This is a genomic window from Streptococcus sp. 32226D021BW (genome assembly GCF_053545015.1).
Genome location: NZ_JBPPVC010000010.1, coordinates 54,355 through 80,329 on the forward strand (window position 1 = coordinate 54,355; position 25,975 = coordinate 80,329).

23 protein-coding genes, 1 tRNA gene, 1 other RNA gene and 2 pseudogenes are annotated in these 25,975 nt (G+C 45.2%); 8 read left to right on the plus strand and 19 right to left on the minus strand.

The window, feature by feature from the left end; genetic code table 11:
* Nucleotides 1–283: 283 nt before the first annotated feature.
* The 3 genes and pseudogenes from ACEE44_RS07430 to ACEE44_RS07440 all read right to left on the minus strand — a co-directional run.
* Complete coding sequence (locus ACEE44_RS07430) at nt 284–682, minus strand: DUF6157 family protein (protein ID WP_449171809.1); 399 nt, start codon at nt 680–682, stop codon at nt 284–286.
* 22 nt (nt 683–704) lie between these two features.
* Entirely contained in the window at nt 705–3,206 is a 2,502-nt protein-coding gene (gene leuS, locus ACEE44_RS07435; RefSeq protein WP_449171826.1) for a leucine--tRNA ligase, read from the minus strand.
* Between the two features lie 132 nt (nt 3,207–3,338).
* Nucleotides 3,339–4,007, minus strand: a pseudogene (locus ACEE44_RS07440) (DUF4145 domain-containing protein); the annotation flags it as partial.
* Nucleotides 4,008–4,162: 155 nt separating this feature from the next.
* Between ACEE44_RS07440 and ACEE44_RS07445 the strand changes: the two are divergent.
* Nucleotides 4,163–4,693, plus strand: a complete 531-nt coding sequence (locus tag ACEE44_RS07445) for a GNAT family N-acetyltransferase (protein WP_024416975.1) — start codon at nt 4,163–4,165, stop codon at nt 4,691–4,693.
* 29 nt (nt 4,694–4,722) lie between these two features.
* Here the strand turns inward: ACEE44_RS07445 and ACEE44_RS07450 are convergent, their stop codons facing one another.
* The 5 genes from ACEE44_RS07450 to ACEE44_RS07470 all read right to left on the minus strand — a co-directional run bounded on the left by ACEE44_RS07450 (nt 4,723) and on the right by ACEE44_RS07470 (nt 10,060).
* On the minus strand, nt 4,723–6,615 hold the full coding sequence (locus ACEE44_RS07450) for a M13 family metallopeptidase (RefSeq protein WP_449171810.1): 1,893 nt from the start codon (nt 6,613–6,615) through the stop codon (nt 4,723–4,725).
* A gap of 69 nt (nt 6,616–6,684) precedes the next feature.
* A complete protein-coding gene (locus ACEE44_RS07455; protein ID WP_449171827.1) occupies nt 6,685–7,512 on the minus strand; it encodes a metal ABC transporter permease in 828 nt (275 codons plus the stop codon).
* Nucleotides 7,505–8,365, minus strand: coding sequence for a metal ABC transporter permease (locus tag ACEE44_RS07460; RefSeq protein WP_449171811.1), 861 nt, complete (start codon nt 8,363–8,365; stop codon nt 7,505–7,507). The genes ACEE44_RS07455 and ACEE44_RS07460 overlap by 8 nt, the downstream gene beginning before the upstream one ends.
* Nucleotides 8,358–9,122, minus strand: a complete 765-nt coding sequence (locus ACEE44_RS07465) for a metal ABC transporter ATP-binding protein (RefSeq protein ID WP_449171812.1) — start codon at nt 9,120–9,122, stop codon at nt 8,358–8,360. The genes ACEE44_RS07460 and ACEE44_RS07465 overlap by 8 nt, the downstream gene beginning before the upstream one ends.
* A gap of 14 nt (nt 9,123–9,136) precedes the next feature.
* Nucleotides 9,137–10,060 carry a metal ABC transporter solute-binding protein, Zn/Mn family gene (locus ACEE44_RS07470; protein WP_449171813.1) on the minus strand — a complete coding sequence of 308 codons (924 nt, stop codon included), beginning with the start codon at nt 10,058–10,060 and terminating at the stop codon, nt 9,137–9,139.
* A 126-nt stretch (nt 10,061–10,186) separates the two neighbouring features.
* On the opposite strand from ACEE44_RS07470, the gene ACEE44_RS07475 reads away from it, so the two are divergent.
* Nucleotides 10,187–10,846 carry a metal-dependent transcriptional regulator gene (locus ACEE44_RS07475; protein ID WP_449171814.1) on the plus strand — a complete coding sequence of 220 codons (660 nt, stop codon included), beginning with the start codon at nt 10,187–10,189 and terminating at the stop codon, nt 10,844–10,846.
* Between the two features lie 73 nt (nt 10,847–10,919).
* Nucleotides 10,920–11,435, plus strand: coding sequence for a hypothetical protein (locus tag ACEE44_RS07480; RefSeq protein ID WP_449171815.1), 516 nt, complete (start codon nt 10,920–10,922; stop codon nt 11,433–11,435).
* Nucleotides 11,436–11,542: 107 nt separating this feature from the next.
* Here ACEE44_RS07480 and ACEE44_RS07485 read toward each other — a convergent pair whose 3' ends face one another.
* The 4 genes from ACEE44_RS07485 to ACEE44_RS07500 all read right to left on the minus strand — a co-directional run bounded on the left by ACEE44_RS07485 (nt 11,543) and on the right by ACEE44_RS07500 (nt 14,921).
* Nucleotides 11,543–11,818: a hypothetical protein gene (locus ACEE44_RS07485; protein WP_449171816.1), complete on the minus strand. Its 276-nt coding sequence runs from the start codon at nt 11,816–11,818 to the stop codon at nt 11,543–11,545.
* A 208-nt stretch (nt 11,819–12,026) separates the two neighbouring features.
* Nucleotides 12,027–12,212 carry a hypothetical protein gene (locus ACEE44_RS07490; RefSeq protein ID WP_024407687.1) on the minus strand — a complete coding sequence of 62 codons (186 nt, stop codon included), beginning with the start codon at nt 12,210–12,212 and terminating at the stop codon, nt 12,027–12,029.
* Between the two features lie 62 nt (nt 12,213–12,274).
* A complete protein-coding gene (gene dtd / locus ACEE44_RS07495; RefSeq protein ID WP_449171817.1) occupies nt 12,275–12,718 on the minus strand; it encodes a D-aminoacyl-tRNA deacylase in 444 nt (147 codons plus the stop codon).
* Nucleotide 12,719: 1 nt separating this feature from the next.
* On the minus strand, nt 12,720–14,921 hold the full coding sequence (locus ACEE44_RS07500) for a RelA/SpoT family protein (RefSeq protein ID WP_172099176.1): 2,202 nt from the start codon (nt 14,919–14,921) through the stop codon (nt 12,720–12,722).
* A 262-nt stretch (nt 14,922–15,183) separates the two neighbouring features.
* On the opposite strand from ACEE44_RS07500, the gene ACEE44_RS07505 reads away from it, so the two are divergent.
* Both ACEE44_RS07505 and ACEE44_RS07510 read left to right on the plus strand, forming a co-directional pair.
* Nucleotides 15,184–17,724 carry a bifunctional 2',3'-cyclic-nucleotide 2'-phosphodiesterase/3'-nucleotidase gene (locus ACEE44_RS07505; protein ID WP_449171818.1) on the plus strand — a complete coding sequence of 847 codons (2,541 nt, stop codon included), beginning with the start codon at nt 15,184–15,186 and terminating at the stop codon, nt 17,722–17,724.
* 39 nt (nt 17,725–17,763) lie between these two features.
* Entirely contained in the window at nt 17,764–18,285 is a 522-nt protein-coding gene (locus ACEE44_RS07510) for a GNAT family N-acetyltransferase (RefSeq protein ID WP_449171819.1), read from the plus strand.
* Between the two features lie 329 nt (nt 18,286–18,614).
* On the opposite strand, the gene ACEE44_RS07515 is transcribed toward ACEE44_RS07510, so the two are convergent.
* The 6 genes from ACEE44_RS07515 to ACEE44_RS07540 form a co-directional block, all read right to left on the minus strand.
* Nucleotides 18,615–19,331, minus strand: coding sequence for a DUF554 domain-containing protein (locus tag ACEE44_RS07515; protein ID WP_449171820.1), 717 nt, complete (start codon nt 19,329–19,331; stop codon nt 18,615–18,617).
* 9 nt (nt 19,332–19,340) lie between these two features.
* On the minus strand, nt 19,341–20,603 hold the full coding sequence (locus tag ACEE44_RS07520; protein ID WP_449171821.1) for a hypothetical protein: 1,263 nt from the start codon (nt 20,601–20,603) through the stop codon (nt 19,341–19,343).
* Nucleotides 20,604–20,616: 13 nt separating this feature from the next.
* The gene (locus ACEE44_RS07525; protein WP_449171822.1) at nt 20,617–21,363 is read right to left on the minus strand and encodes a 16S rRNA (uracil(1498)-N(3))-methyltransferase; all 747 of its coding nucleotides are present in this window, start codon (nt 21,361–21,363) and stop codon (nt 20,617–20,619) included.
* Nucleotide 21,364: 1 nt separating this feature from the next.
* On the minus strand, nt 21,365–22,318 hold the full coding sequence (gene prmA / locus ACEE44_RS07530) for a 50S ribosomal protein L11 methyltransferase (protein ID WP_449171823.1): 954 nt from the start codon (nt 22,316–22,318) through the stop codon (nt 21,365–21,367).
* A gap of 470 nt (nt 22,319–22,788) precedes the next feature.
* Nucleotides 22,789–23,142 carry an ASCH domain-containing protein gene (locus tag ACEE44_RS07535; protein ID WP_167785999.1) on the minus strand — a complete coding sequence of 118 codons (354 nt, stop codon included), beginning with the start codon at nt 23,140–23,142 and terminating at the stop codon, nt 22,789–22,791.
* A gap of 1 nt (nt 23,143) precedes the next feature.
* On the minus strand, nt 23,144–23,614 hold the full coding sequence (locus tag ACEE44_RS07540) for a DUF3013 family protein (RefSeq protein WP_172080942.1): 471 nt from the start codon (nt 23,612–23,614) through the stop codon (nt 23,144–23,146).
* Nucleotides 23,615–23,687: 73 nt separating this feature from the next.
* Between ACEE44_RS07540 and ACEE44_RS07545 the strand changes: the two genes are divergently transcribed.
* The 3 genes from ACEE44_RS07545 (at nt 23,688) to ACEE44_RS07555 (ending at nt 25,316) form a co-directional block, all read left to right on the plus strand.
* The gene (locus ACEE44_RS07545; protein WP_449171824.1) at nt 23,688–24,971 is read left to right on the plus strand and encodes a replication-associated recombination protein A; all 1,284 of its coding nucleotides are present in this window, start codon (nt 23,688–23,690) and stop codon (nt 24,969–24,971) included.
* Between the two features lie 71 nt (nt 24,972–25,042).
* Nucleotides 25,043–25,236: non-coding RNA, 6S RNA (ssrS, locus tag ACEE44_RS07550), on the plus strand.
* 7 nt (nt 25,237–25,243) lie between these two features.
* A tRNA-Lys gene (locus ACEE44_RS07555) sits at nt 25,244–25,316 on the plus strand.
* A gap of 519 nt (nt 25,317–25,835) precedes the next feature.
* Here the strand turns inward: ACEE44_RS07555 and ACEE44_RS07560 are convergent.
* A pseudogene (locus ACEE44_RS07560) lies at nt 25,836–25,975 on the minus strand (IS110 family transposase); the annotation flags it as partial.

The window sequence follows — 25,975 nt, forward strand, 5'->3', positions numbered from 1 at the left end:
AAAGGAAATTCCCCTCAAGACAAGCAAAAACGACCTCCAAGACGGAAGTCGTTTTCTCATATGCATTATAGTCATTTGAATTAACTTTGATACATCGTCACTTTCGGCTTGCCGTACTCTGCGGAAGTGACTTGCTTTGCAAGTTATATCTCCAACCTAGCACAGCCACTAGGCTGTGCTAGCAACCTGCACCTCAGTTCATTGTCTGAAAGCTAATTCATTCGACTATATTTCGTAATGTTCTTCATCCAGTTAGCCACAATCGCCTATCTTACTAACCTCACTAACTACTCTTTCGGCTCGAACGCATCCCTCGAATCTGCTTCAAGGTTTCATCCTTCTCAAAAGCTTGGTATTCCTGAGACTCTCTGGGATAGAGAGCTAGTTTCCCTTCACTGTCAAAGTGAATACCCCAGCCATATCGCTTGCTGAGAGCCGAGCTACGCATGCAAGCTTGACCTTTGGAGAAAAATTCTTCCTCAGAGATACCCCTGCGAGCTCCATTGGACTCGTAAATCACTTGGTCAGAAGTACATTGATAGGGGCTGTCTTTGAGGCGGTCGTATTGGATACGAACAGCTGATTTCGGCTCCTTTAAAGGAGGTTCTTGACCTATCTCTACTGGACAATCCTCCGCCACAGCAAGAAAGGCATTATAGTAATTAGTTGAATGTTTTTTCATAGCTTATCCTGCAAGAAATTCCTTACTTGGTAACGATGTTCACCAACTTATTCGGAACACTAATCACCTTCACCACTGTTTGCCCAGCGATTTCAGCTTGGACTTTTTCGTCTGCAAGGGCAACTTTTTCAAGTTCAGCTGGTGCTAAGTCTTTGGCTACGGTCAAGCGAGCTTTTACCTTGCCTTTGATTTGGACAACGATTTCCACTTCGCTTTCTACTAGCTTGCTTTCGTCATAGACTGGCCATGCGACATAGCTGATTGACTGGCCTGTTGCTTCCAGACCTTGCCAGAGTTCTTCTGCCAAGTGTGGTGCAAATGGGGCAATCAATTGGACAAAGCCTTTGGCGTAGTCAACATAAAGCTGGTCTTCCTTGTTGGCTGCGTTGACAAAAATCATGAGCTGGGCGATAGCCGTGTTGAATTTCAGATCTTCAATATGCTCTGTCACCGTCTTCACAGTTTCATTGTAAACTTTATCAAGCGCTCCGCTATTTTCCGCCACAAGCTCCTTGGTAGTCAAGAGGCGATAAACACGGTCAAGGAACTTACGGCTACCTTCGAGGCCTTCTTCTGACCAGGCGATTGACGCATCAAGTGGGCCCATGAACATTTCATAAACGCGGAGGGTATCCGCACCGAATTGCTCGACCACATCATCTGGGTTAACCACGTTTTTAAGAGACTTAGACATCTTGGCAGGTGCCTGCTCTAACTCCTCACCAGTTTCGATGTGGAAGAAGGAACCGTCACGTTTTTCCACCTTGTCAGTCGCTACAAGGGCACCACGGCTGTCGCGGTAGCTTGTCCCCAAAATCATCCCTTGGTTAAAGAGTTTTTGGAAAGGCTCTTTGGTCGGCACAACGCCAAGGTCATAGAGGAACTTGTGCCAGAAGCGAGCATAAAGCAAGTGAAGGACTGCGTGCTCGGCACCACCGATGTAGATGTCCACTGGCAACCAAGCCTTGAGAAGCTCCTCGTCTGCCAATTTCTCGTCGTTGTGTGGGTCGATGTAGCGGAGGTAGTACCAGCTAGAACCCGCCCATTGTGGCATGGTGTTGGTCTCACGGCGACCTTTGACACCATCTTCACGCACCACTTCCAACCAGTCTGTCAGGTTAGCAAGCGGTGACTCGCCTGTACCTGAAGGCTTGATGTCTGAGGTTTTTGGCAATACCAGAGGTAACTCATTTTCTGGTACGGCTGTGGAAGTTCCATCTTCCCAGTGGATGATCGGAATAGGCTCACCCCAATAACGTTGGCGGCTGAAGAGCCAGTCGCGGAGGCGGTAAGAAATTTTCTCTTGACCGACACCATTTTCTTCCAACCAAGCCACCATTTTGGCAATAGCTTCTTCCTTATTAAAACCATCTAGGAAGTCCGAATTGATGTGGGCACCGTCCTCTGTGTAAGGTGCTTCTTCTACATTGCCACCTTCCAGAACTGGAATAATGTCCAAGTTAAACTGCTTGGCAAATTCCCAGTCACGCTCGTCATGAGCAGGAACGGCCATGATAGCACCTGTTCCGTAGCTTGCCAGTACATAGTCGGCAATCCAGATTGGAATTTCTTTACCGTTGACAGGGTTGATAGCGTAGGCACCAGTCCAAACACCTGTCTTATCTTTAGCCAGGTCAGTACGAGCCAGGTCTGATTTGAGAGAGGCTTGGCGTTTGTATTCTGCCACAGCTTCTGCTTGTTCAGCTGATGTGATACTATCTACCAAGTCATGCTCAGGGGCAAGGACTGCGTAGGTGGCACCAAAAAGGGTGTCAGGACGAGTGGTAAAGACTGTGAAGTCCTTGTCTATGTCCTTGATTTTGAAGGTCACATTGGCACCTGTTGACTTGCCGATCCAGTTGCGTTGCATGTCCTTGATAGACTCTGGCCAATCAACTTCTTCTAGGTCATTAAGCAAACGCTCTGCATAGGCTGTGATTTTCAACATCCATTGACGCATTGGCTTGCGGACAACTGGGTAGCCACCACGTTCAGATGTTCCGTCAGGAAGGACCTCTTCGTTGGCGATAGCTGTTCCTAATTCCTCTACCCAGTTGACAGGCACTTCTGCCTCATAGGCTAGGCCTTTTTCATACAATTTGGTGAAAATCCACTGGGTCCACTTGTAGTAGTTAGGGTCTGTCGTATTGACCTCGCGGTCCCAGTCGTAAGAAAAGCCAAGGGCGTTAATCTGACGCTTGAAGTTGGCGATGTTTTCCGCTGTAAAGTCAGCTGGGTCATTTCCCGTGTCCATAGCGTACTGCTCAGCTGGCAGACCAAAGGCATCCCAACCCATTGGGTGAAGGACGTTGTAACCTTGGGCACGCTTGTAACGACTGAGAATGTCGGTCGCAGTATAGCCCTCAGGGTGCCCAACGTGCAAGCCCGCACCAGACGGATAAGGGAACATATCTAGGGCATAAAAGTTCGGCTTTTCTGCATCTGTTCCCGTTTTAAATGTATGGTTTTTTGCCCAAAATTCCTGCCATTTGGGCTCGATATCCTTGTGATTGTAGAAGCTCATGTCATTTCTCCTTCTTGTTGTTTTGATTATACTTCGAAATCTTTCCTCAGAAATTTTTGGAGCATAGACTTTCGAAACAATTTCTCTAATAATATTTCTAAGAACTTTTGGATCTATAGATTCGAACTCAGTGTCAATTTCATGAACACGATCATTCCCAACTAAACGAATCAAATTCATATCAGTTATTAAATCTTCAGTTAATATCCCCTTCTTTTTAAGAATATCAATTTTTTCCCCTAAGCTAGCTGTATCTCTAACTTTTACTTTGTTACTCCTCATTATATCATTAACTAATATCTCTATTAATTTTCTTGCTAAAAAAAATGAAGAATACTCTAAATGCATATTACAACATAGTTCAAATTCTTTGAAAAAGTTCTTTACTTCATTTAATTCCTCTTTGTTCAAGGAACTATATGTTTGAATTGTTTTATAAATGGCAGGGAGATTAACTGATTTCAACGCTCCTTGATACGTAATTGCAATAAATGGTTGAGAAAATTCACCAGGAGTACCATCAAAATCCTCGAAATCTAATAACTCGTACGGAAAGTAGCATGTCAAATGGCTTGATACATGAAAATAACTCCCGCAATCTTCACATTGACGAAGCATTGTCAAATCATTAGAGTTTGATGTATCAAGGGATTCCAACCTACTTAGTACAAAATCAGACAAGGACTTATCTGCAACACCAACAATAAAATTTGATTTATTAGAACCACAATAGATACAAGCCACTCCATTATCTTCCAAGAACTGTTCTTTATCGAAAGAAGATTTTTCTACTATTTTCATTTACTTCCCCTTTTTTCGAATACAACCATTATAACAAAAAAATCCTATATATTTCTCACTCTTCTAATTATTATTGTAAAATTTAAGAAAAATTTTATGAGCACTAATTATTCATACAGTTACCTATGCTATACTAATCTAAGGGAGGAACAAACATGGACATCCGAATGATTACCAAAGAAAACAAAGAAGACATTTTACTGCCCAATCAGGCCTTTCCCATTAGAGGAAAGCTGTTGGTCAACTACCACAATCAGACTTGGTCCCACTCCGTCCAGCTGGCTGAGACTATTGAATGGCAAACCTTTCCTGACGAGCCCTACAATTTTGAGGAGATGGAGAAAGAATTTCATTTCATCGGTGCCTATGATGACAACACCTGTGTCGAACTAGCTATCCTGCAGGAAGATATGTTCAATTACATCTACCTTTATGACCTGAAAATCAATCAAGATTACCGTAAACAAGGGATTGCCAGTCAATTAATTGAAAAGTCTAAAGAAATCGCCTTATCCAAGGGTTACCGAGGCATCCGCACCATTGCCCAGGATAATAATCTCAATGCCTGTCTCTTCTATCTCAGTCAGGGCTTTGAAATCGGTGGCTTCAATACCCATGATTATAAGGGGACACAGCAGGAAGGGAAAGCGGATATTTATTTTTATTTGGATTGTGAAAATACCTAGTGCCAATAAACACTAGGTATTTCTCTGTTTTACCAAATAATCACGCGGTCTTCTTTTGCACGCCACATGCCGTCGCCTTCTTGAACGCCAAATGTTTCATGGAATTCATCGAAGTTTGGCAACTGGATGTTGGTGCGTAGGTGACCTGGTGCATGAACATCTACACTTGCCAACATCTGCATGAACTCAGGACGGGCCTTCATTCGCCAGATGCGAGCAAAGTTAGTGAAGAATTCCTCTGCGGAGAAGTCGTCCTCCGACTTGGCTGCTTCAAGAGCTGCCGCAATCCCACCAAGGTCGGCAATGTTTTCTGACACGGTCAACTTACCATTGATTTTGGCACCGTAGGAATCCTGACCTTCAAACTGGTCAATAACCTGCTGAGTACGAGCTTCAAAGGCAGCATAGTCTTCTTCTGTCCACCAGTTATTCAAGCTACCATGCTCATCAAAGGAAGCACCGTTTGAGTCAAAGGCATGGGAAATCTCGTGGGCAATAACCGCACCGATACCGCCGTAGTTAGCTGATGAAGACTGCTCCAGAGAGTAGAATGGCGCCTGCAAAATGGCCGCTGGGAAGACAATCAAGTTCTTCTGTGGATTGTAGTAGGCGTTGACCATGTGGGCTGGCATGCCCCACTCTTTGATGTCCACAGGCTTGTTCCACTTGCTCCAACCATGAGCAATGTCAATCTTGTTTAGTTCGATAGCATTTTCCACCAAGGACTTACTTGGGTCAACAAGCTTCTTATAATAACGCTCTGGCAAGGCTTCTGGATAGCCGATATAAGGCTTGATGACATTGAGTTTGACAATGGCTTTATCACGCGTTTCCTGAGCCAACCAGTCTGCCGTTTCCAAACGAGACTTGTAGACCTCAATCATCTTGGCAACTTTTGCTTCCACATCAGCTTTTGCTTCTGGTGAGAATTTTTCTCCAGCATACCAAAGACCGAGGGCTTGGTTAAAGTAGCCTTGAGCCAAGTTGTAGGCTGCTTTTTCTTGGTTTTGAGCCTGCGGTGTACCAGAAAGCGCACGGCTGTAGGCTCCTGCTAGAATACGAATTTCATCCGACAGGAAGGCTGTATAAGCTCCTGCCGCTTTCAAAATCAAGGTCGCCTTCAAAAGCTCCCAATTATCCGCACTGTAAATGTCCTTGGCCGCCTGCCAGAAACGTTCCTCTGGCACGATAATCTTGTCTGGTGTTTGACCCAAAATCGCTGTGAAGAAATCATCCAAAGGCAACTCTGGTGTCAAGGCAGTAAAATCTGCCCACTCGTAAGGGTGATAGAGTTTGGCATACTCAGAACCCTCTTCATTTGACAAAACATACTTGGCAATCGTGGCATCTAGTTCCAAACGCTTATCTAGGAGGTCCTTGATTTCCTCATCACTGAAACCAAACTTAGGTAAGAGGGCTTCTTGGCTCTCTCTCCACGTTTTGAGCAACTCTGCTCCTTTTTCATGCCCTTCCTCATAGTAGGTCGTATCTGGCAGGATAATGCCTAGAGAATCTGCCCAGAGGACATTGGTGGTCGCGTCCATAAAGTCAGGTGCCACGCCGAAAGGCATGAGGTTTGGCTTACCTGCCAACTCATATTCTGCCAGCTTACTGGTAAATTCTTCGAAAGAGTTGAGAGCCTTGTACTCTGCAATCAAGGCCTGGGCAGGTTCTGCACCCAAACGGTCACGGGTTTCATAGTCAGCCACTTGCTTGTGGAAGGCTACAAAGTTTTGCAAAACGCTATCTTCTGGAACATTTTCCCCAGCCAACCATGCGTTTGTCGTGTCAATCATGAGCTTTTCAATCTCGTCCGCCAGGTCTGAAAATCCTCCAGTTCTCGGCTTATCATCTGGAATGACGGCTGTTTTTGCCCATTCACCATTGACGTATTCGTAAAAATCATCTTGTAAACGTGTCATTATTTTCTCCTTTGCTTGTGTGATTACTTACTATAATAACAAAAAAGTCTGACAATTTCATTTGCCAAACTAAATTTTTAGGGCATTTTTTAGGAAAAAGCTGACGCAGACTGTCAAAAGCCCCATGACCGAACAGGTTCCAGACATGGTCAGGTCAAGCCAACTGGCAAGACCAAAGCCTAGAACAATCATCAGAATGGCGCAGCATAGCCCCAAAACTAAAAACTGACAGAAATGCTTCGACCAAGATAAGGCCGCCATACTGGGTGCCACTAAGAAAACAATGACCGCCATGGAGCCGACCGCTTCAAAGGACAAGACCGTTGTCAAGGAAACCAGAAAAATCAATCCCAACTCCAGCCTTTTGGTGGCAATCCCTTGGAGTTTTGCCTGTTCCTTGTCCAAGAGATAGAGGGTCAGAGCTTGAAAATTCAAGAAAAAGAAGACCAGCAAGACCAGTAAGAGCCCAACGGACTTGACCAAGGCCAAGGGTAGCGACAGACCAAAGAGGTCCAGCTTATTAAGTGGGGCAAAGAGCACCTCGCCCATCAGGACCATATCCAAGTCCAGATGGACATTACGGGCAAAGAGGGAGATGAGAATAACAGCTAGGGCAAAGAAAAAGGTAAAGAGCAAGCCCGTCGCCGCATCCTGAGCCAATTTACGTGTATGTAGTCCCTCAATCGCTAGAACTGTCAGTAGACCAAAAACTGCCGCTCCGAACAAGAGCAGGGGGGAATCAAGGCTGTGACTGACAAAGAAGCCCAGTACAATACCCAAGAGGACCGAGTGGGACAAGGCATCTGCCAGCATAGCTTGATTGCGCACAACCAAGACAGACCCAATCAAGCCACAAGAAGAACCAACAGCCAGTAAAATCAATAAGACCTCAAGCACCTGCATTCTCCTTTCTGATATAGGTCACATAAGCAAAAGCCACTAAAGAGGACAAACTCAAGCAAGCGATAATAGCCGGCCCAGTCGATAACCCTGTCACCACCGAACTCACATAACTTCCAAGTAGGGCTGAAAATCCAGCAATTCCTGCTGCTAATACTAAGGTCTGGCCATAGGACTTTCCTAGAAGCAAGCCAAAGACGGCTGGAGCTATCAAGAAACTACTCATCAGGATAGCCCCAACCACCTTCAAACCAACCGCAATCAAACTCATCATCAGAAACAGGGTCATACGGTCAATCTTTTCCACAGAAATCCCCACTAGCTTGGCAAATTGTTTATCAAACAAATAGAGCTTGAGCGACTGGTAGTGCCAGCCAAATAGGAACAAGGCTAGCAAGGCTACTAGGCAAATCAATACAACATCATCCAGCTGCATAAAGGCAGCCTGACCAAAAACATAGTTTTCCAAGCCTGCCTGGGCAGCTCCTTGAAAGGCCTCATTGCCCTGAACATACTGCTTGAGAACCAAGCCCAGTCCAAAAAAAGCCGCTGAAACCAGTGCCAAGGCATTGACCCGACTGGTCCGCCCTCCTCGACAGAGCCAGCTGACCAGACCATAGGACAGGTAACCCGAAGCCACCGCTCCAATCAAGAGGAGCAGGGGGTGACGCGATTGAAAGACCATATAGGACAGGATGATACCTGGATAGGCCGCATGCCCCAAGCTATCCCCGATTAAACTCTGCCTGGTCAAGACGCTAATGGTCCCGATTTGACTAGCCGCCAAGGCTAAAACAAGGGTTCCCAGAGCTACCGTCCAAAAAGAATAGTCCTGCAAGAGATCAAACATGACCAAGCCCCTCCTTTAGAAATACGGCAGGTTCCTGACCAAAGGCAGTTTGATAGGCTTGCAGCAAATCCACCTGATCCATAGCCCCCTCTGCCACCAAACGACCATTGAGCCAGAGGACATAGTCAAAATACTTTTCCAAGGTCAAGAGGTCATGGTGGATGACCAGGGAGGTCTTGCCTTCTTGCTGAAACTTCTTCAAACAGTCCATGATGACTTGCTCTGTCACCTGATCAATTCCTGCCAAGGGCTCATCCATCATATAGAGTTCGGCTTCCTGAGCCAAGGCCCTAGCTAGAAAGACTCGTTGCCGCTGACCACCAGATAGCTGATCAATCTGCCGATTGCGTAAATCGCTGATCTTCATCTCTTCCAGAGCCTGCTCTGCCTTTTCCTTATCCAAGGAACTTGGTCGGCGGAAGAAACCACTGGTATGGGCAAACCGCCCCATCAGGACAATATCCAGAACCCTTGCAGGAAACTGCCAGTTGACCTGGCTGGCTTGGGGAATATAGGCAACATTTTTCTGAATGACTTGGTCCAGTTTCTCTGACTGACCCAGTAGGGAAACCTTGCCACTTACCCCCTTCTCCAATCCCAAAATCGCCTTAAACAAGCTAGATTTCCCTGCACCATTTGGTCCGACCAAGGCTGCACGACAACCCTTGGGTAGCTGAAAACTGACCTGATCTAGAGCCTTGACCTGTCCTGCGCCATAGTGCAAGGACAAGTCTTCAACTCTCAGTATTTCTTCCATTCTTCCAACCTTTCTTACTGCAAATGCTCCACAATTAACTGGACATTGTGCTTGTACATATCGATAAATGTTGCTCCCTCTTCCCCTTCTGGCGCTAGGGAATCTGAGAATAGCTCCTTGCCTTCACCGCTTACAATCGCTACCTGACCACCCTTGGCCTTGACAGCTTCTTGCAATTTTTCCATGCGTTCTGGACTGGTTGTTGACTCGGTAAAGATAGCCTTGATACCATGTTCTAAAATCATATTGACCGTTTCAATCATATCGCTATTGGCAACTTCAGACTCGGTGCTAATGCCCTGCGGTGCATAGAGGGTAAAGTCGTAGCTGGCTGCGAAGTAGTTAAAGGCATCATGAGGGGTGACTAGGTAACGGCTCTCAGCAGGCAAGACACTCAACTCTTTTTCAATCCAAGTATGTAAGTCATCCAACTGAGCTAGGTAATTTTCCGTATTTTTCTGAATCAGCTCTGCTTTAGCAGGTAAGAGTTTTTGTAGTTCCTCTGAAGCTACAGCTACAGCTGACTTGTACAAGGGAATTGAAAACCAGAAGTGCGGATCGACAATCTCTTCCCCATCCTCATCCATCGTATTCAAGTCTTTTGCATTAAAGTTTTTAGAAACCGCCACTCCCGTCTTTTCCAAGGCCTCCACCATCTTGCCTTCAAAGTGCAATCCATGGTAGAGAACTAAATCCGCCTTCTGCAACTTGGATAGGTCGCTGGTCTTGGCCACATAGAGGTGCGGGTCTTCTCCTGCTGGAATTAGTAGATCCCGCTCCACCTCATCTCCTGCCAGCTGGTAGACCATGTCATTGAGGAAAGAGGTCGTGACCGCCACTCGCGGCTTGCTGGAAGCCTCTGGGCTTTGCGTTGAACGACAAGCTCCTAGTCCGATAAGGGACAATAGCAGAGCCAAACTGAGAAATAGTTTTTTCATAGTAGGTTCTCCTTTTTATTTTATTAGGCTTGCTTAACTTTAGTTTTAATATATATTAAAAAATTCTTTCTGTCAATGATTTTTATAAAATTTTGGTATACTATTCTTACTAGAAAGTGAGAGAATATGACACCAAACAAAGAAGATTACCTGAAAGTCATCTATGAACTAGGGCAGACAGAACAAAAAATCACCAATAAGCTGATTGCTGAAAAGATGAATTTTTCCGCCCCAGCCGTTTCCGAAATGCTGAAAAAAATGGTCACGGAAGAGCTGATTGAAAAAGATAAAACAGCAGGTTACCTCCTCAGCCAAGTCGCCTTGGAAATGGTAGCCAACCTCTACCGCAAGCACCGCCTGATAGAAGTCTTTTTAGTTGAACAGCTAGGCTATTCCCCTGAGCAAGTCCATGAAGAAGCTGAAATTTTAGAACACACCGTCTCAGATCACTTTATTAACCGACTGGATAAACTCCTGGGTTATCCCCAAACCTGCCCACACGGTGGTAGCATTCCTAAAGAAAACCAGTTGCTTGTAGAACGCTACCAGACCCGGCTGTCCCAACTGACCGAAACCGGTAGCTACCAACTGGTTCGTATCCATGACTTCTACCAGCTTCTCCAATACCTCGAACAACATGAGTTAACTGTCGGCGATCAACTACTTGTGACAGCCTTCGACCAGTTTGCCCAGACCATTACCATCCAGTACAAGGACAAAGAACTGGCAATCCCTACAGCCATCGCCCAAGAATTATTCGTAGAAAAAACCAATCGCCCAGCCTAAACAAGCTGAGCGATTGGTTTTGTTTAGTAAAAAAAGAGAGGAATGCCGAATCAAAATCTAAAGGAAAAAGAAGATGAAAAAGAAATTACTTGTTGCCCTTATCCTAACCTTCATAAGCCTCCTGCTTTGGGGGATTGGAAAGCTGTATATCGCATATAATCTCTCTCACTATGCAGGGTACTATGTTCAGCACATGCCTCGGAAAGAGGGGACCAATCCAGAATTAGTCATCATTTTAACTCATCTGGACACTGTTGAAAGACCAGAAGTAAACGGACTTACTTATAACTTAAGGGGAAATGGTGGTATCATAAAAGATGATAGTTTTTACCTTTTTGATGTGTCGGATGAATTTCAACTGACTATATCAGATGAAGACGGAGACTACTTCTTTAACCATGATAACGGTGATTTTTTGTATTATTACACTGATGATATCGACAATACAAATTCTGACACGCAATATCAAAAAGAGGCGGAATTACTCCTCGATAAAATCCTACCTCCTATCTTAAAAGCACAACCCAAACCAAAAATCAACCTTCAAAAACTATTTAACGACAAATACTACAAACAATTTAATGAATAAGCATGCAGTTAAAATTAGGTATAGAGGGCTATTTTTGCTGTTCATTGAGTATCAAATCTCCTCTATTCTCTTTCAAAACCAATCGCCCAGCCTAATAAGCTGAGCGATTATTTTTTCTTCCAATTGCGGAAAATGGATCTAGTTGCAAAAATCACTTGCCCTAGGATATATACTAAACCCAAAAAAGAACCTAGATAAAAACAGCCCAATAGAAAGTGTGGATGAAAGGTTAGAGGTTGTAGGACAAACATGAGAATCCCTACCAAGCCCCACCGCATCCCCCAGGTCATCTTTCTCTGAATCAACCATTCCAGCCAATCTTCTCCAACTGAACTTCTGGTTTCCAGATACTCTTGATTAAGGTCTTGAAAAAATTTTCTCATATTCCTGCTCCCTTCATCCTATCTTCAAAACATACACTAGCACATTGTGATAAGATTATTATAGCACATTGTTTTCAAATAATAGTCGAATGAAGGGCTTTCAGACAAGGAACTGAGGCGCAGGCTGTACTAGAGTAGGGCAAGTCGAAAGTGACGATGTATCAAAGCTAATTCAAATGACTAAACCAACACTGTCGAAAAAACCAGCCTACTTGGGCTGGTCTTCTTGTAGCCGCTCTTTAAGGCGGCGACGGTATAAAATCTGCGAAGGGATAAAATAGAGAAAACTTGCCAGAATAATCCAGCGTTTGTCAATTCCACTAAAGTAAATCACCAAAATCAAGGTGAAAGCCACCGTTAGGTAGAAAAAATGATTGGTCAGTAGGTTTTTCATGGCACACCTCCACGTCTAATTCATTTTTAGTATATCAAAATATACACAAAAAGTATAGAGGTCTAGCGATTTTTGGTATCTAACATAATGGTCACCGGCCCATCATTGACCAGGCTGACCGCCATGTCCGCCCCAAACACGCCCACTTCAACGGGCACAAAGGCCGACAAGGCCTGGTTAAAGGCATCGTAGAGTTGGCTGGCTAGGGCAGGAGCTGCCGCTCCTGTAAAGGCCGGGCGATTACCTTTTTTTGTATCCGCAAAAAGGGTAAATTGGGAAATGGATAAAATCTTGCCCGCCACATCTTGAACAGACTTGTTCATCTTGCCTGCCTCATCTGAAAAAATCCGCATATTGACAATTTTCCGAACAGCATAGTCCAGGTCTTCCTGGCTGTCATCTGGTCCCACACCGACTAGGAGCAAGAGCCCTTGATCAATTTGCCCATGGATACTTCCTTCAATAGTCACACTGGCCTGCGACACACGTTGTAGTATAATTTTCATTTTATCCGTTGGTCCTTTTCACTGAGTAAACTTCTGGCACAGACTTGATCTTATCCACCAGACTGGTCAAGGTTGCCAGGTTAGAAATGCCAAAGGAAACATGGATGGTCGCAAACTTCATATCCTTGGTTGGCTGGGCATTGACCGAAGAAATGTTCTTGCTAGCATTGGTCAAGACCTTAAGGACATCATTGAGCAGTCCTGAGCGGTTAAGACCGTAGATATCAATATTTGCCATATATTCCTTGGTAGAGTTTTCATCCTCCCAACCGACATCAATCAGGCGGACATCGTAGTTTTCCTGGCTCTTGAGATTCATACAGTCCACACGGTGAACCGCAACCCCACGTCCCTTGGTGATGTAACCAACAATCTCATCGCCAGGTACTGGATTACAACATTTGGCAATCCGGATCAGCAAGCCTGACGCCCCCTCAATCACCACGCCACCTTCGTGACGGATTTTCAAACTATCTTTATTGTCGTGCTTAACTTCGCCACCGTTGACCAATTCATCCGCGACAGCTTTTGCCTTAGCTCGCTCAGCTTCACGGCGTTCTTTCTCTGTCAGACGGTTAAAGACAGACACGGCAGAGATTTCCCCAAAACCAACCGCTGCATAAAGAGCTTCATCGGTTTTGTAGCTGGTCTTTTGCAGGACTTCGTCCATGTGGCGACGGTCCAGGTATTGGTTGGGAACGTAGCCGTTTTCTTGGAGCAGATTCTGGAGCATCTCACGCCCCTTGGAAACGGATAGTTCCTTGTCCTGATTCTTGAAGAACTGCTTGATTTTATTGCGGGCCTTGTGGGTCTTTACAAGATTGACCCAGTCACGACTGGGACCGAAAGAGTTAGCAGAGGTGATGATTTCCACCTGATCGCCTGTCTTGAGCTTGGTCGTCAGAGGCACCATACGGCCGTTAACCTTGGCACCTGTTGCTCGCTCACCGACCTTGGTATGAATCTCATAGGCGAAGTCAATGGGTACGGAGTCCTTTGGCAATTCACGCACCGCTCCATCTGGCGTAAAGACGTAAATCCGCTCGGTGAAGATGTCCTCTTTGACCGAATCAACGAAGGATTGGGCATCTCCTGCCCCTTCTTGAAGTTCAATCAGATTGTTGATCCAACGCAGCTCTTTTTCAGAAGCAGTTGCCTTGCCACCACGCTTGTAGGCCCAGTGAGCCGCAACCCCGTACTCTGCTACCTGATGCATTTCCACCGTCCGAATTTGAAACTCAATCGGTCCCTTTGGTCCATAAACCGTCGTATGGATAGACTGGTAGCCATTGGCTTTTGGACTGGCAATGTAGTCCTTGAAACGACCCGGCATAGGCTTCCAGAGTTCATGGATGTAGCCCAGCATGGCATAGACATCGCTTGGTGTATCCATCAAGCAACGGATTGCTGTCAGATCATATAGTTCGTCAAAACGCTTTTTCTTGTCATGCATCTTTCGATAGATGGAGTAGATATGCTTGGGACGACCGTAGATTTGACCAGTCAGATGACGTTCCTCTGTATATTCTCTCAACTTGTCGACGACTTCATTGACCAACTCTTCCCGTTCACGTCGTTTTTCCCTCATCATGTGGGTAATCTTGTAAAACTCAACTTCATTGAGGTAACGGAAGGACATATCTTCCAATTCCCACTTGATAGAAGAAATACCCAGGCGGTGGGCAAGGGGAGCATAGATTTCCATCGTTTCACGTGAAATCCGTTCCTGCTTGTCCTTGCGCAAGTGCTTAAGAGTCCGCATGTTGTGAAGTCGATCTGCTAGTTTAACCAGAATCACCCGCATATCTTGGGACATGGCTATCAGCATGTTGCGGTGGTTTTCAGCTAGTTGCTCCGCGTGTGATTTGTACTCGACCTTACCTAACTTGGTCACCCCACCGACAATATGGCGAACCTCTGGACCAAATTCAGCCTCCATATCATCCAAGGTTACATCCGTATCTTCAACCACATCATGTAAGAAACCACAGGCTACGGTTACCGCATCTAGCTTGAGCCCTGCCAAAATCCCTGCTACTTGGATAGGGTGGACAATATAGGGTTCACCTGACTTGCGAAACTGTGTCTTGTGTGCTTCCGTCGCAAAATCCAAGGCCTTCTGAACAAAAGCGACATCTTCGGCTGGAAGGTAGGTAGCAGTCAGCCCAACAACCTCTTCTCCTGTAAAATTGATTTCCTTCATTTGTTTCTCTCCCTAACTATTTCCTATTATTTTACCATTTTCACTGGAAAAGAAAAAGGAAAGCGGTAATTCATCCATACTATACCATTCAAAATGACGATAAACAAAGAAAACTAATCAAACATTTTTTAGTCATCGTTCGTTTTTTGTTGTTTTTCTGAAAATTTTTCTTTATTTTTCTTTTGTTTTTTCGTAGAAACTGTTGATGTTTTCGTTTTCAATATGTATAATATTCTTGAGATTATATCAAATGGAGGTTCTCATGAAATTTCGTTTTAGTAAGTGTGCCCTAGCCCTCAGCCTAGCTTTACTGGCTAGCACCAACACCGCCCTTGTCTCTGCCCAAGAAGCCAGCACAGATACTCCTGTTTTAAAGACTGAAACAGAAACCAGTAGCTCTGTAGCAACCAGCCAAGCCGAAGCAACGACTGGTGAGGTTGCCACACCGATAACTACCGAAACTACAGCCGGTGAGGCTGTCACGCCAACTACAGAAACCACCGACCAGTCTGTTACACCAGTAACAGAAGAAGCTGCTCCTGTTGTAGAAACCAGCAATACTCCAGTTAACGACACAACAGCTAGCCCTGTTACAGCAACACGCGCAGCCGCGACGGAAACAACAACTCCTGTCGAAGGCCAGTCTGTTGACGTCCGTATCTTAGCAACAACGGACCTCCATACTAACTTGGTCAACTACGACTACTACCAAGACAAACCTGTTGAAACCCTTGGTTTGGCCAAAACTGCTGTCCTAATCGAAGAGGCAAAAGCTGAGAATTCAAACATTGTGCTTGTAGATAATGGTGATACCATTCAAGGAACACCGCTTGGAAACTACAAATCCATCATCGATCCAATTGAAGAAGGCGAACAACATCCTATGTACGCTGCCTTGGATACGCTGGGCTTCGATGCTGGTACACTTGGAAACCACGAATTCAACTATGGTCTAGACTATCTCCGCAAGGTGATTTCAACTGCGGGCATGCCTCTTCTTAATGCCAACGTTTTACATCCTACAACCAAAGACTTCCTCTACCAGCCTTATACCATCATTGACAAGACCTTTACAGATACGACTGGCAAGGCTGTCAGCCTGAAAGTCGGAATCACAGGAATTGTTCCGCCACAAATCCTCAACTGGGACAAGGCTTATTTGGAAGGCAAGGTCATCGTGCGCGATGCGGTTGAAGCAGTTCGTGACATCGTTCCTGTTATTCGCGAAAATGGAGCTGACATCGTTCTAGTCCTTTCTCACTCAGGTATCGGTGATGACCAGTATGAAGTCGGCGAGGAAAATGTCGGTTACCAAATCGCCAGCCTAGCTGGAGTTGATGCGGTCATCACAGGCCACTCCCACGCAGAATTCCCAGGAACTGCCGAAAAACCAAGCTTCTATGCTAAATATGCTGGCGTGGACGACACAAATGGTAAAATCAATGGCACTCCTGTCACCATGGCTGGTAAATACGGTGACCACCTCGGCGTTATCGACCTCAACCTGACCTACACCGACGGTAAATGGACCACAACTTCTAGCAAGGCTGCTATCCGCAAGATTGACACCAAGTCATCTGTGGCAGACAGTCGTATCATTGACCTCGCTAAAGAAGCTCACACTGAAACCATCAACTATGTTCGCCAGCAAGTCGGTGAAACAACGGCACCAATCAACAGCTTCTTTGCCCTTGTTCAAGACGACCCTTCTGTACAGATTGTAAACAATGCTCAAATCTGGTATGCTAAACAGCAACTAGCAGGAACGCCTGAAGCTGGTCTGCCAATCCTTTCTGCAGCAGCGCCTTTCAAGGCTGGTACTCGTGGTGATGCAAGTGCTTATACTGATATTCCTACCGGTCCAATTGCTATCAAGAACGTAGCAGACCTTTACCTCTATGACAACGTTGTCGCGATCTTGAAAGTCAACGGTGCCCAACTCAGAGAATGGTTGGAAATGTCAGCAGGTCAGTTCAACCAAGTAGATCCAAGCTCAACAGAGCCACAAAACCTGGTCAATACAGATTACCGGACTTATAACTTCGATGTCATTGATGGCGTAACCTATCAATACGACATCACCCAGCCAAACAAGTACGACCGTAGCGGTAAAGTGGTTAATGAAGCAGCTAGCCGTGTCCGCAACCTTCAGTACAATGGACAGGCTGTCACAGATGAGCAAGAGTTCATCGTTGTGACCAACAACTATCGTGCTAGCGGTACCTTCCCGGGTGTCAAAGATGCCTCTGTCAACTATTTGCTTAACTTGGAGAACCGCCAAGCGATCATCAACTATATCATCTCAGAGAAGGTTATCAACCCAACAGCAGATAATAACTGGACCTTTACAAATAGCATCAAGGGCTTAGACCTCCGTTTCTTGACAGCCGATCGCGCAAAAGACTTGCTAGCGGATCAAGAAGGTCTGGTTTACCTCCAAGCCTCTACTGAAAACGAAGGATTTGGCGAATTCAAATTTGTCTACACTGAGCCAAAAGTGGTAACACCTCCAACTGGTCAAACAGATACCAATACTAACTCAGCTACAGGTCAAACTGGTGTTCAAATCACACTGCCATCTGGTCAGGTCATTACCCTTCCCGCAGACAAGCCAGCGACACCAGCACCAAAACACAAACTTGCTACTACAGCTAAGACAAACACTTCCTCCGCAACAACTCAAACAGGGCAGAAAACACTCCCTGCAACTGGTGAGGCAAGTTCTATGCTTAGCCTGATTGGTTTCAGTTTGATGGGCCTTGTCGGTGCTTTCCGCAAGAAAAAAAATAGTAAAAATGTGTAAGAGTTTGGCTAGTCCAAACTCTTCTTTAAAAAGGAAACCATGTTTCAAACCTTCCCTACTCTAAAATCTACCTCCTTCCAACTTCGGAAAATCGAGGAAACAGACCTCGATGACCTGTGGGAAATCTATTCCAATCCCATTCACTTTCAGATGACACCCAACACTTCCACTCAAAACAAAGAAACCCTCCGAAAACGCATTGGGCATTTCCAGAGGGATTTCAATAAGAAGAAATGCTTATTCTTGGGCTTGGAGCATCAAGGGAGATTGATTGGCGTTTTGGAAGCTTTCGACCACAAGAAACGATCTGCGTCGGTGACCATTGGCTATCGGATAAACCATGCCTTCTGGAATCAAGGTCTGGCTAGCCAAGCAGTCAGTCTGCTCTGCCATTTCCTACTAGAAGCATGTCCGATAAAAACAATCGCCGCCTTTGTCCTGCCAGAAAATCAAGCTTCTCAGCAGGTGCTCCTGAAAAATGACTTTCAACAGGTCGGGCAAGTCGAGGAGGGCTGGAAGGGCTTGGGGCAGGTCAGCCTCTTACAGTTTGAACGAAAATAGTAAGGGCTCAGCACCGCTTCTCAGAGTTCGTGTCAACATCTCAGCGCAGTGGTTGATTGGGTTTAACAGTCCAGTGGACTGTTAAAGGTTAGAGATAAGATTTGCGAAGCAAATCTCAGCAACTCGTGTATTACACTCCAATTCTGACCTTTACGACTGTTGCGAACAGAGTTCACCTTATTTCCAACCTCCGACAGTCACTACTCTGACTGTCGGAGCTATGCGGGGGTGGGAGTAAAATAGTCCAGTGGACTATTTTAGCCCGAGCCTACATGTTGGAAGTGAGGTGAACCCTTTTTTCAGTTAGATGTGTTCTTTCTCACTCCCTCTTATGCAAAATAGCTCCAAATCACCGCAATGAGAATAGCCGGCAGCATATTGGCCACTCGGATTTTCCTATCCCAAACGATATTGACACCGACACAGAAGATGAGGGCGGAGCCGATAAAGGAGAGATTGGCAAGGGCCTGATCCGTCATCAAAGGCTCAATCAGGCGCGCCAAAAGAGTCACTGACCCTTGAAAAATCAAGACCGGTACTGCTGAAAATCCTGCTCCCTTACCCAAGCTAGCCGTCATGATAAAGATGATGATAAAATCCAGAATGCTCTTAATGGCGAGGAGGGTATAATCTCCTGTCAAGCCGTCTTGGATAGAGCCTATAATGGCCATGGCACCGATACAGACCGTCAGGGATGCGGTTAGAAAAGCATCTAAAAACTGTGAATCCTGACCATTGCCAGACTTTTCACGCAGCCAGATACCCAAGCGCTCAAACCAACCTTCGATATGAAGGACTTCGCCTAGAAAGGTCCCAAAAGCCAGACTGAGCACAAAGAGCATGGTGTTCTGGGTGACCAGTTGACCATTTTCCACTCTTAAAAGACCTGTCAGAGTTCCAGAAATCCCTAAAAAGAGAATGGCAACACCGCTAGCCAGGGTTAGCCCAGACTGATGCCGAGGTTTTAAAAGGTGGCCAAACCAGGCACCAAATAGGCCTCCAAGTGCGACTGCCAGTGTATTGATAATCGTTCCTAAGGCAAACATGGCTCTCCTTTATGATTCTCTATCATTTGGCAATAGATAATAGACTTTGCCATCTTCAAGTAGCAATTCTACATTCTCATCATAATTGTTAATATATAGTTGCTTACTAGATTGATAGGAAACTCTTTCTTGTTCTGAAATTAGCTTAATGGTCCGTTTTCGAACATCGATATAACGAATGGCTTTATTTAGCTCGCCAGCCGCCTTACCAATTCCAAAACCTGCAGCAGCACCTACGATACCTCCAAGCAAGCCTACTCCAGCAGCAACATGAGCATTCTTATCCAACTCTTTGGCAACGTCTGCTACTACTTTCATAGCGCCTTCCTGCGCACGTCTATTATGCTTGGTATCAATACGGAAAGATTTTATTTTATTTTTATGCCAACTAGCTATCTTTTCAGCAAGACCATTACAGGTTTTTAGATAATACTCATACACATAGTAGCTACTATCTTCTGATGTCACTCCTTTTGAAAATACTAGGTCCAGCTTACTTAGTTCCTCTAATAATCTCAGCAAGGTGTGTTGATAGAACAGATTGGCACTTAACTTTTCAATTAGTTTTTCATACTTTTCAAAAGGTAATCCTTTTTCCTGAGCAATAATATCTTCGATAGCTAGATTTACCTGTTCCAATAACTTGGTAACCTCAGCACGAAAATTAGCACACTCCATCAACTTTAATCTTGCTAATTCAGTATTTCCAACATAATCTGCTGAAAATGTTGATAGCTGAGAAATATTAACAATCAAAGCTCGAACAGTCCCTTTGAATTCTCTTTCTTGAAAATCCTTAATTTCATTCAAAGTTTCTTTCATGGAATTAAGTTGTCCATTGATTTCAGCCATATAATATTGACCAACAACCATGGCAGCCACTTGCATCACTCCCGCAACAGCTGATGCAGCTTTTGCTCCCTTTGCAATATCGACTTGAGCAGGAGTAAGTATTGCATGAGCCTTAAATTTTCCATCCGCACCTTTTACAAAAGCCCGATATTTATCTGTTTCCCCTTTGATTTTGTGCAAATCGCCTATCGGCAAATCCACTTTGAACAATCCCTTAGGAATATTAGCTTGTTCAGCTTTCTTAAGATGATGTTTGAATGCTGGTTGAACTATCTTTTCAACATGAGCCAAAATATTCGGATTTGTAATCTCATTTTTCTGATATGCTGTTGAATCCAACTCATTCATTTTCTGAATGATAGCAAAGCAATCATCCGAAACAATCAATTCTCGATGTTCCTTTTGTTCTAATTCACTCATCTTCCGATTCTCCTTACCTCAACAATTCTGTCGCGTAGCTAATGGCAGAAAGGGCGTAGAGTGGAGCCGTCTCCGCTCGTAAGATACGAGGACCTAGACCTGTCTTGACCGCTCCTGCTCCTTCAAATGCAGCGACTTCCTCAGGCGACACACCACCTTCTGGACCGACGATGACAAGGACTGATTGGCCTGCTTCTAAGCCAGATAAGATTTTCACCAGGTTGGCTTGTTCGCCCTCTTTTGCAGCCTCTTCGTAGGCTAAGATAATCTGGTCAAATCCTGCTAGTTGGGCTAGGAAATCCGCTTTTTTCTCAAATAAACGAACAGCTGGAATGCGATTGCGTTTGCTTTGCTCGGCTGCGCCTTGGGCAATTTTTTCTAACTTTTCTGCTTTTTTTGCCAGTTTTTTACCGTCCCATTTGACCACAGACCAATCCGCTGGGAAGGCCCAGAGGGCTGTCATGCCTAATTCCGTTGCCTTTTGAGCGACAAATTCGAGCTTATCTCCCTTTGGAAAACCCATGGCAATGGTCACGGAAACGGGTAATTCAACATTGTCTGCTAGTTCTTCGATGATTTCAACAGATTGGCTCTGGCTGTCCACTACCCGCGCCAAGCGTTTGATGCCATCATCAAAGACCAGGACAATCTGATCGTCTGCCTGCAAGCGCATGACAGAAAACATGTGCTTGGCAGTGTCCTTATCCTTAATCTGGAAAATGCCCTGCGGTGCTCTGCCATTGACAAAATACTGCTGCATCCTAGCCTCCAATCATACCTGAGCGGTCAGCGGTTTTCTTGAAGATACAGCAATTCCACTCGCCCTGAATCATGTGGGTCTCAAGGAAGAAGCCAGCCGCCTCCGCAGATGCTCGCACCATGTCCCACTTGTCCGCGATGATGCCGCTCATAATCAGGTAGCCCTCGTCCTTGACCAGACGGTAGGCATCCTCGGTCAGATGGATGAGAATATCCGCCAAGATGTTGGCAACGATGACTTCCGCTTCAATGTCAACGCCACGAAGGAGATCACCTGCCGCAACATGAATATTGCTGGTGTGGGCGTTGAGGTCAATGTTTTCCTGGGCCACACGCACCGCCACTTCATCCAAGTCATAAGCGTAAATCTCCTTAGCTCCCAAGAGAGAACTGGCAATGGAGAGGACGCCTGAGCCTGTGCCGACGTCAATGACTGTTTCGCCACCACGAAGGACCTGCTCCAAGGCAAAGAGGCTCATTTTGGTCGTCGGGTGAGTTCCCGTACCGAAAGCCATGCCTGGATCCAGACGGATAATCTTCTCACCAGCAGTCGCCTCATAGTCGGTCCAAGACGGCACAATGGTCAAATCGTGGGTAATGCGGGCTGGCTCATAGTATTTCTTCCAGTTGTCCGCCCAGTCTTCCTCCGCCAGTTCCTGACTTTCTAGGCTGACCTGACCGGTTTCCAAGCCAAAACCTGTCAAATCCGCCAATTGAGTCGCCAAGTCTGCCTTAACTTCCTCAATATCTACAGTATCAGGATAATAGGCCGTAATGGCAATCATATCCGACTGCTCCACCTCGGGATAGAGTTCACCAAAACGGTCCTCCTGTCCCACATAGTCAGCCGAGTCGCTAATCGCCACCCCCTGACTGCCCGTTTCAATCATTAGATTTGAAACTGCCTCTTCTGCATCACGATGCACGTGAATCGTTAATTCTTGCCATGAGTTCATGTTTGTTTTCCTTTTCTTTTCTATGCGTCAATCACTGTATTATTGTACCGATTTCTAGCCCATTTTACAAGTTAATGTTATAAGGTAAGTAAAATCAAAATAATTTTCGAATAAATGAAATGACAGGAAAATCTGAGCGGTGGTTCTGATTTCTGAAAGGTGGTGGTGCCTATGCAAATAGACACAAAATCCAACGGAAAGGAGAACCTGATTTGTCAGCAGATGAACTAATGGTCATCATAGCTTTTGCAAGCTTACTTGTAAGTATGCTTGATTTGATCATTACAATCATCGTAACCATGCTAGATAAAAAATAGACCGCCCAAGATTTCAAGCTGGCGGTCTATTTTGTCCAAAAGCTGAACCATCGCTATGGTCCTGTCAGGGCGTTGAGCTGGAACTCAACGCCTTTTCTATTTTTATAATAGCAAAAGTTTCGCCTGCAGTCAAGCAAGAGAGAAAACGGAATGTCAAATAGAATCTATTACCCTCAATTCTATACCCACTGCACCATATTGTTCTAATTGTTCTCGCGAATAGTAAACTTCCATATCTTCTGGTTTCGCCTCTCTGATACTGCTTTGCGTATACCCACAAGACAATAAATCTAGTTCTTTGTATAACTGAGCAAAATTATCAAATATGTGAAGATTTAATACTTGCACCTCGATCGTTTGCATCTGATTTTCTGTACAATAAAAACGGATGCGATCTCCAATTTGTATATGCTTGCGTTTCTCGTCATAAAGTCGTAGCTCAATAGTCTTCTGACCAGACTTCATCATTGCAAAAGGTTTTGGAGCCAGTAACATTTCATGAACCATCTCAATACCTCGGATATGGGTAAAATTCCCCCTCCACCAAGTCTGCTCTGCCTTTTTCAAAGGCCTCGCTATCCCATGCAATCGCAAATTCTTGGGCTTCTGGGTCTGCCAAAAAGTCCATGAGGTCATCTAGGCCTTGGTCTGCGGTGTCCTTGAGAAAGCTTGCGAAGTAGGTCAGAAACTCTGCTGAAAAGCCCTTCTTGGCGTCAAATGGCAGAGCGACCAGGTAGTCTTCCTCGTCAAAGCGAGACTTGTCCTGGTTGTAGAAAAGGACATACTCCTCTAGGAAAATATCCTCCGCAGAGGCATTGCCTTCGTCGTCCACCGTTTCAATCCCAGCCGCATTTTGTGCCTCCAAGATGAAAGCCAACTCAACTGCGTGGTTTTTCTTGTCCCAGTTGAGCTCGTAATCATAAGTAAAATGTTTATCCAGTGCTGCTTCTAGCACATCTAAAAAGCCATGTTTTGCCATGTCAGTCCTCTTTCGATTTTGTGTTATAATAAGTGTACCATAATCAGCTAACAAAAGAAACGAAAGGAAGCCTATGCCAGCCAATCTCGCCCTTCGTATGCGGCCCAAATCCATTGATGAAGTGATCGGTCAGGAACACCTGGTCGGTCCTGGAAAGATTATCCGCCGCATGATTGATGCAAATATGCTGTCGTCCATGATTCTCTACGGTCCGCCAGGGATTGGCAAGACCTCGATTGCGTCCGCAATTGCTGGTACGACCAAGTATGCCTTTCGGACCTTTAATGCCACGACCGACAACCAAAAACGCCTGCAGGAGATTGCTGAAGAGGCTAAATTTTCTGGCGGTCTGGTCCTCATGCTCGATGAGATTCACCGCCTCAACAAGACCAAGCAGGACTTCCTGCTTCCTCTCTTGGAAAATGGCAATATCATCATGATTGGAGCGACGACAGAAAATCCATTTTTCTCTATTTTGCCCGCCATTCGCAGTCGGGTGCAGATTTTTGAATTGCAACCTTTGCAAACCAGCCACATCCGACAGGCCTTGGAACTGACTCTAACAGACAGCGAACGTGGTTTTGACTTCCCAGTCACCATTGAGCCTCAAGCTCTGGATTTTCTGGCAAATGCGACAAACGGTGACCTCCGTGCTGCCTACAATTCGTTAGAATTAGCCGTGCTTTCGACCAAGGAAAGTGACGACGGTAGCCGCCACATTGATCTGGACGCTGTGGAAAATAGCCTACAGAAATCTTACATCAGCATGGACAAGAACGGCGATGCCCACTACGATATCCTCTCGGCCCTGCAAAAATCCATTCGAGGTAGCGATGTCAATGCCAGCCTCCACTACGCCGCTCGTTTGATTGAAGCGGAAGACCTGCCTAGTCTGGCCCGCCGCTTGACGGTCATTGCCTACGAAGACATCGGCTTGGCCAATCCAGAAGCTCAGATTCATACGGTGACTGCACTAGAAGCTGCCCAGAAAATCGGCTTTCCAGAGGCACGGATTTTGATTGCCAATGTGGTGATTGATTTGGCCCTTTCTCCCAAGTCCAACTCCGCCTATCTGGCTATGGATGCAGCTCTGGCTGATTTGCGGAAAAACGGTCATCTGCCTATTCCAAATCACCTGCGGGATGGTCATTATGCTGGTAGTAAGGAGCTGGGAAATGCCATTGGTTACCAGTATCCCCATGCCTATCCTGAAAAATGGGTTGATCAGCAATATCTGCCCGATAAGTTACTAAATGCGGACTACTTCACCGCCAACGACACCGGCAAATACGAGCGTGCCTTGGGCATGACCCAAGAAAAAATCAAGCAGCTAAAACAAAACAAGAAAAAAAGTTGATAACGTTTTCATTTTTTGCCGATTTTCTCTTGATTTTTTTTTTAAATGTGGTAATATTAAATCATAAATAAGAACTGCTGTGGTATACGAATTCATACCTATGTGTTGACCGACTATTTTTGTATTACTAGGGAGACAAAGATCTTTTGGCAGTATGCAGGCTGGTACACCCAGAAGCAACTAAGTCAGAAACACGTCACCCACCTGCTTCTAGCGTGCGGGATCAATACAATCTTTGAATAACCGGTACCAATACAGCATTTTTATTTTGCCCTTCCTTAGCTCAGCTGGCAGAGCAGCGGACTCTTAATCCGTGGGTCGTAGGTTCGATCCCTACAGGGAGGATTGGTTGATATGAGGAAAGTCTTGATTTATCAAGGCTTTTTCTCGTTTTAAAGTTGATTCGTTCTTCTTTTGTTCAAAAAAAGAGACTGGGCAAAAAGCCCAACCTCGCTTCTCAGGGTTCGTGTCAACATCGCAGCGCAGTGGTTGATTGGTAGATTTGTTCGTGTTTTACACTCCAAATCTGACCATTACGACTGTTGCGAACAAAGTTCGCTCTATTTCCAACCTCCAACAGTCACTACTCTGACTGTTGGAGCTATGCGGGGGTGGGAGTGAAACAGTCTGGGAATAGACTGTTTCAGCTCAACAACTGGAAATAAGGACTTGTTGACGAACTCTTTTTTCTACCATTTGTCAAGCCTATCAAGGTATTTGATGAAAAATATGTTGAGTTCAATAGTCAAAATAAGGAAATTGTTTTCTTTTGAACTAAAGTTTCGTGTAAAAAGAGTATACGAAATTAACACCTTATGTTGAAAATTTTTGATAAGGTGTTACAATAATATTGCATAAACAATCTTACTGATTTTTGGTTAAAGTGTAATCGTAAAGTTTGTTATGCGTTATGAGGTAATACATTGTCCGAATGAGACGATGTATGGAGGCAATCGTGTGTGGCTTCGTAGAAGTCGTTTGCGATTGTCTTTTTCGTTTCTCAT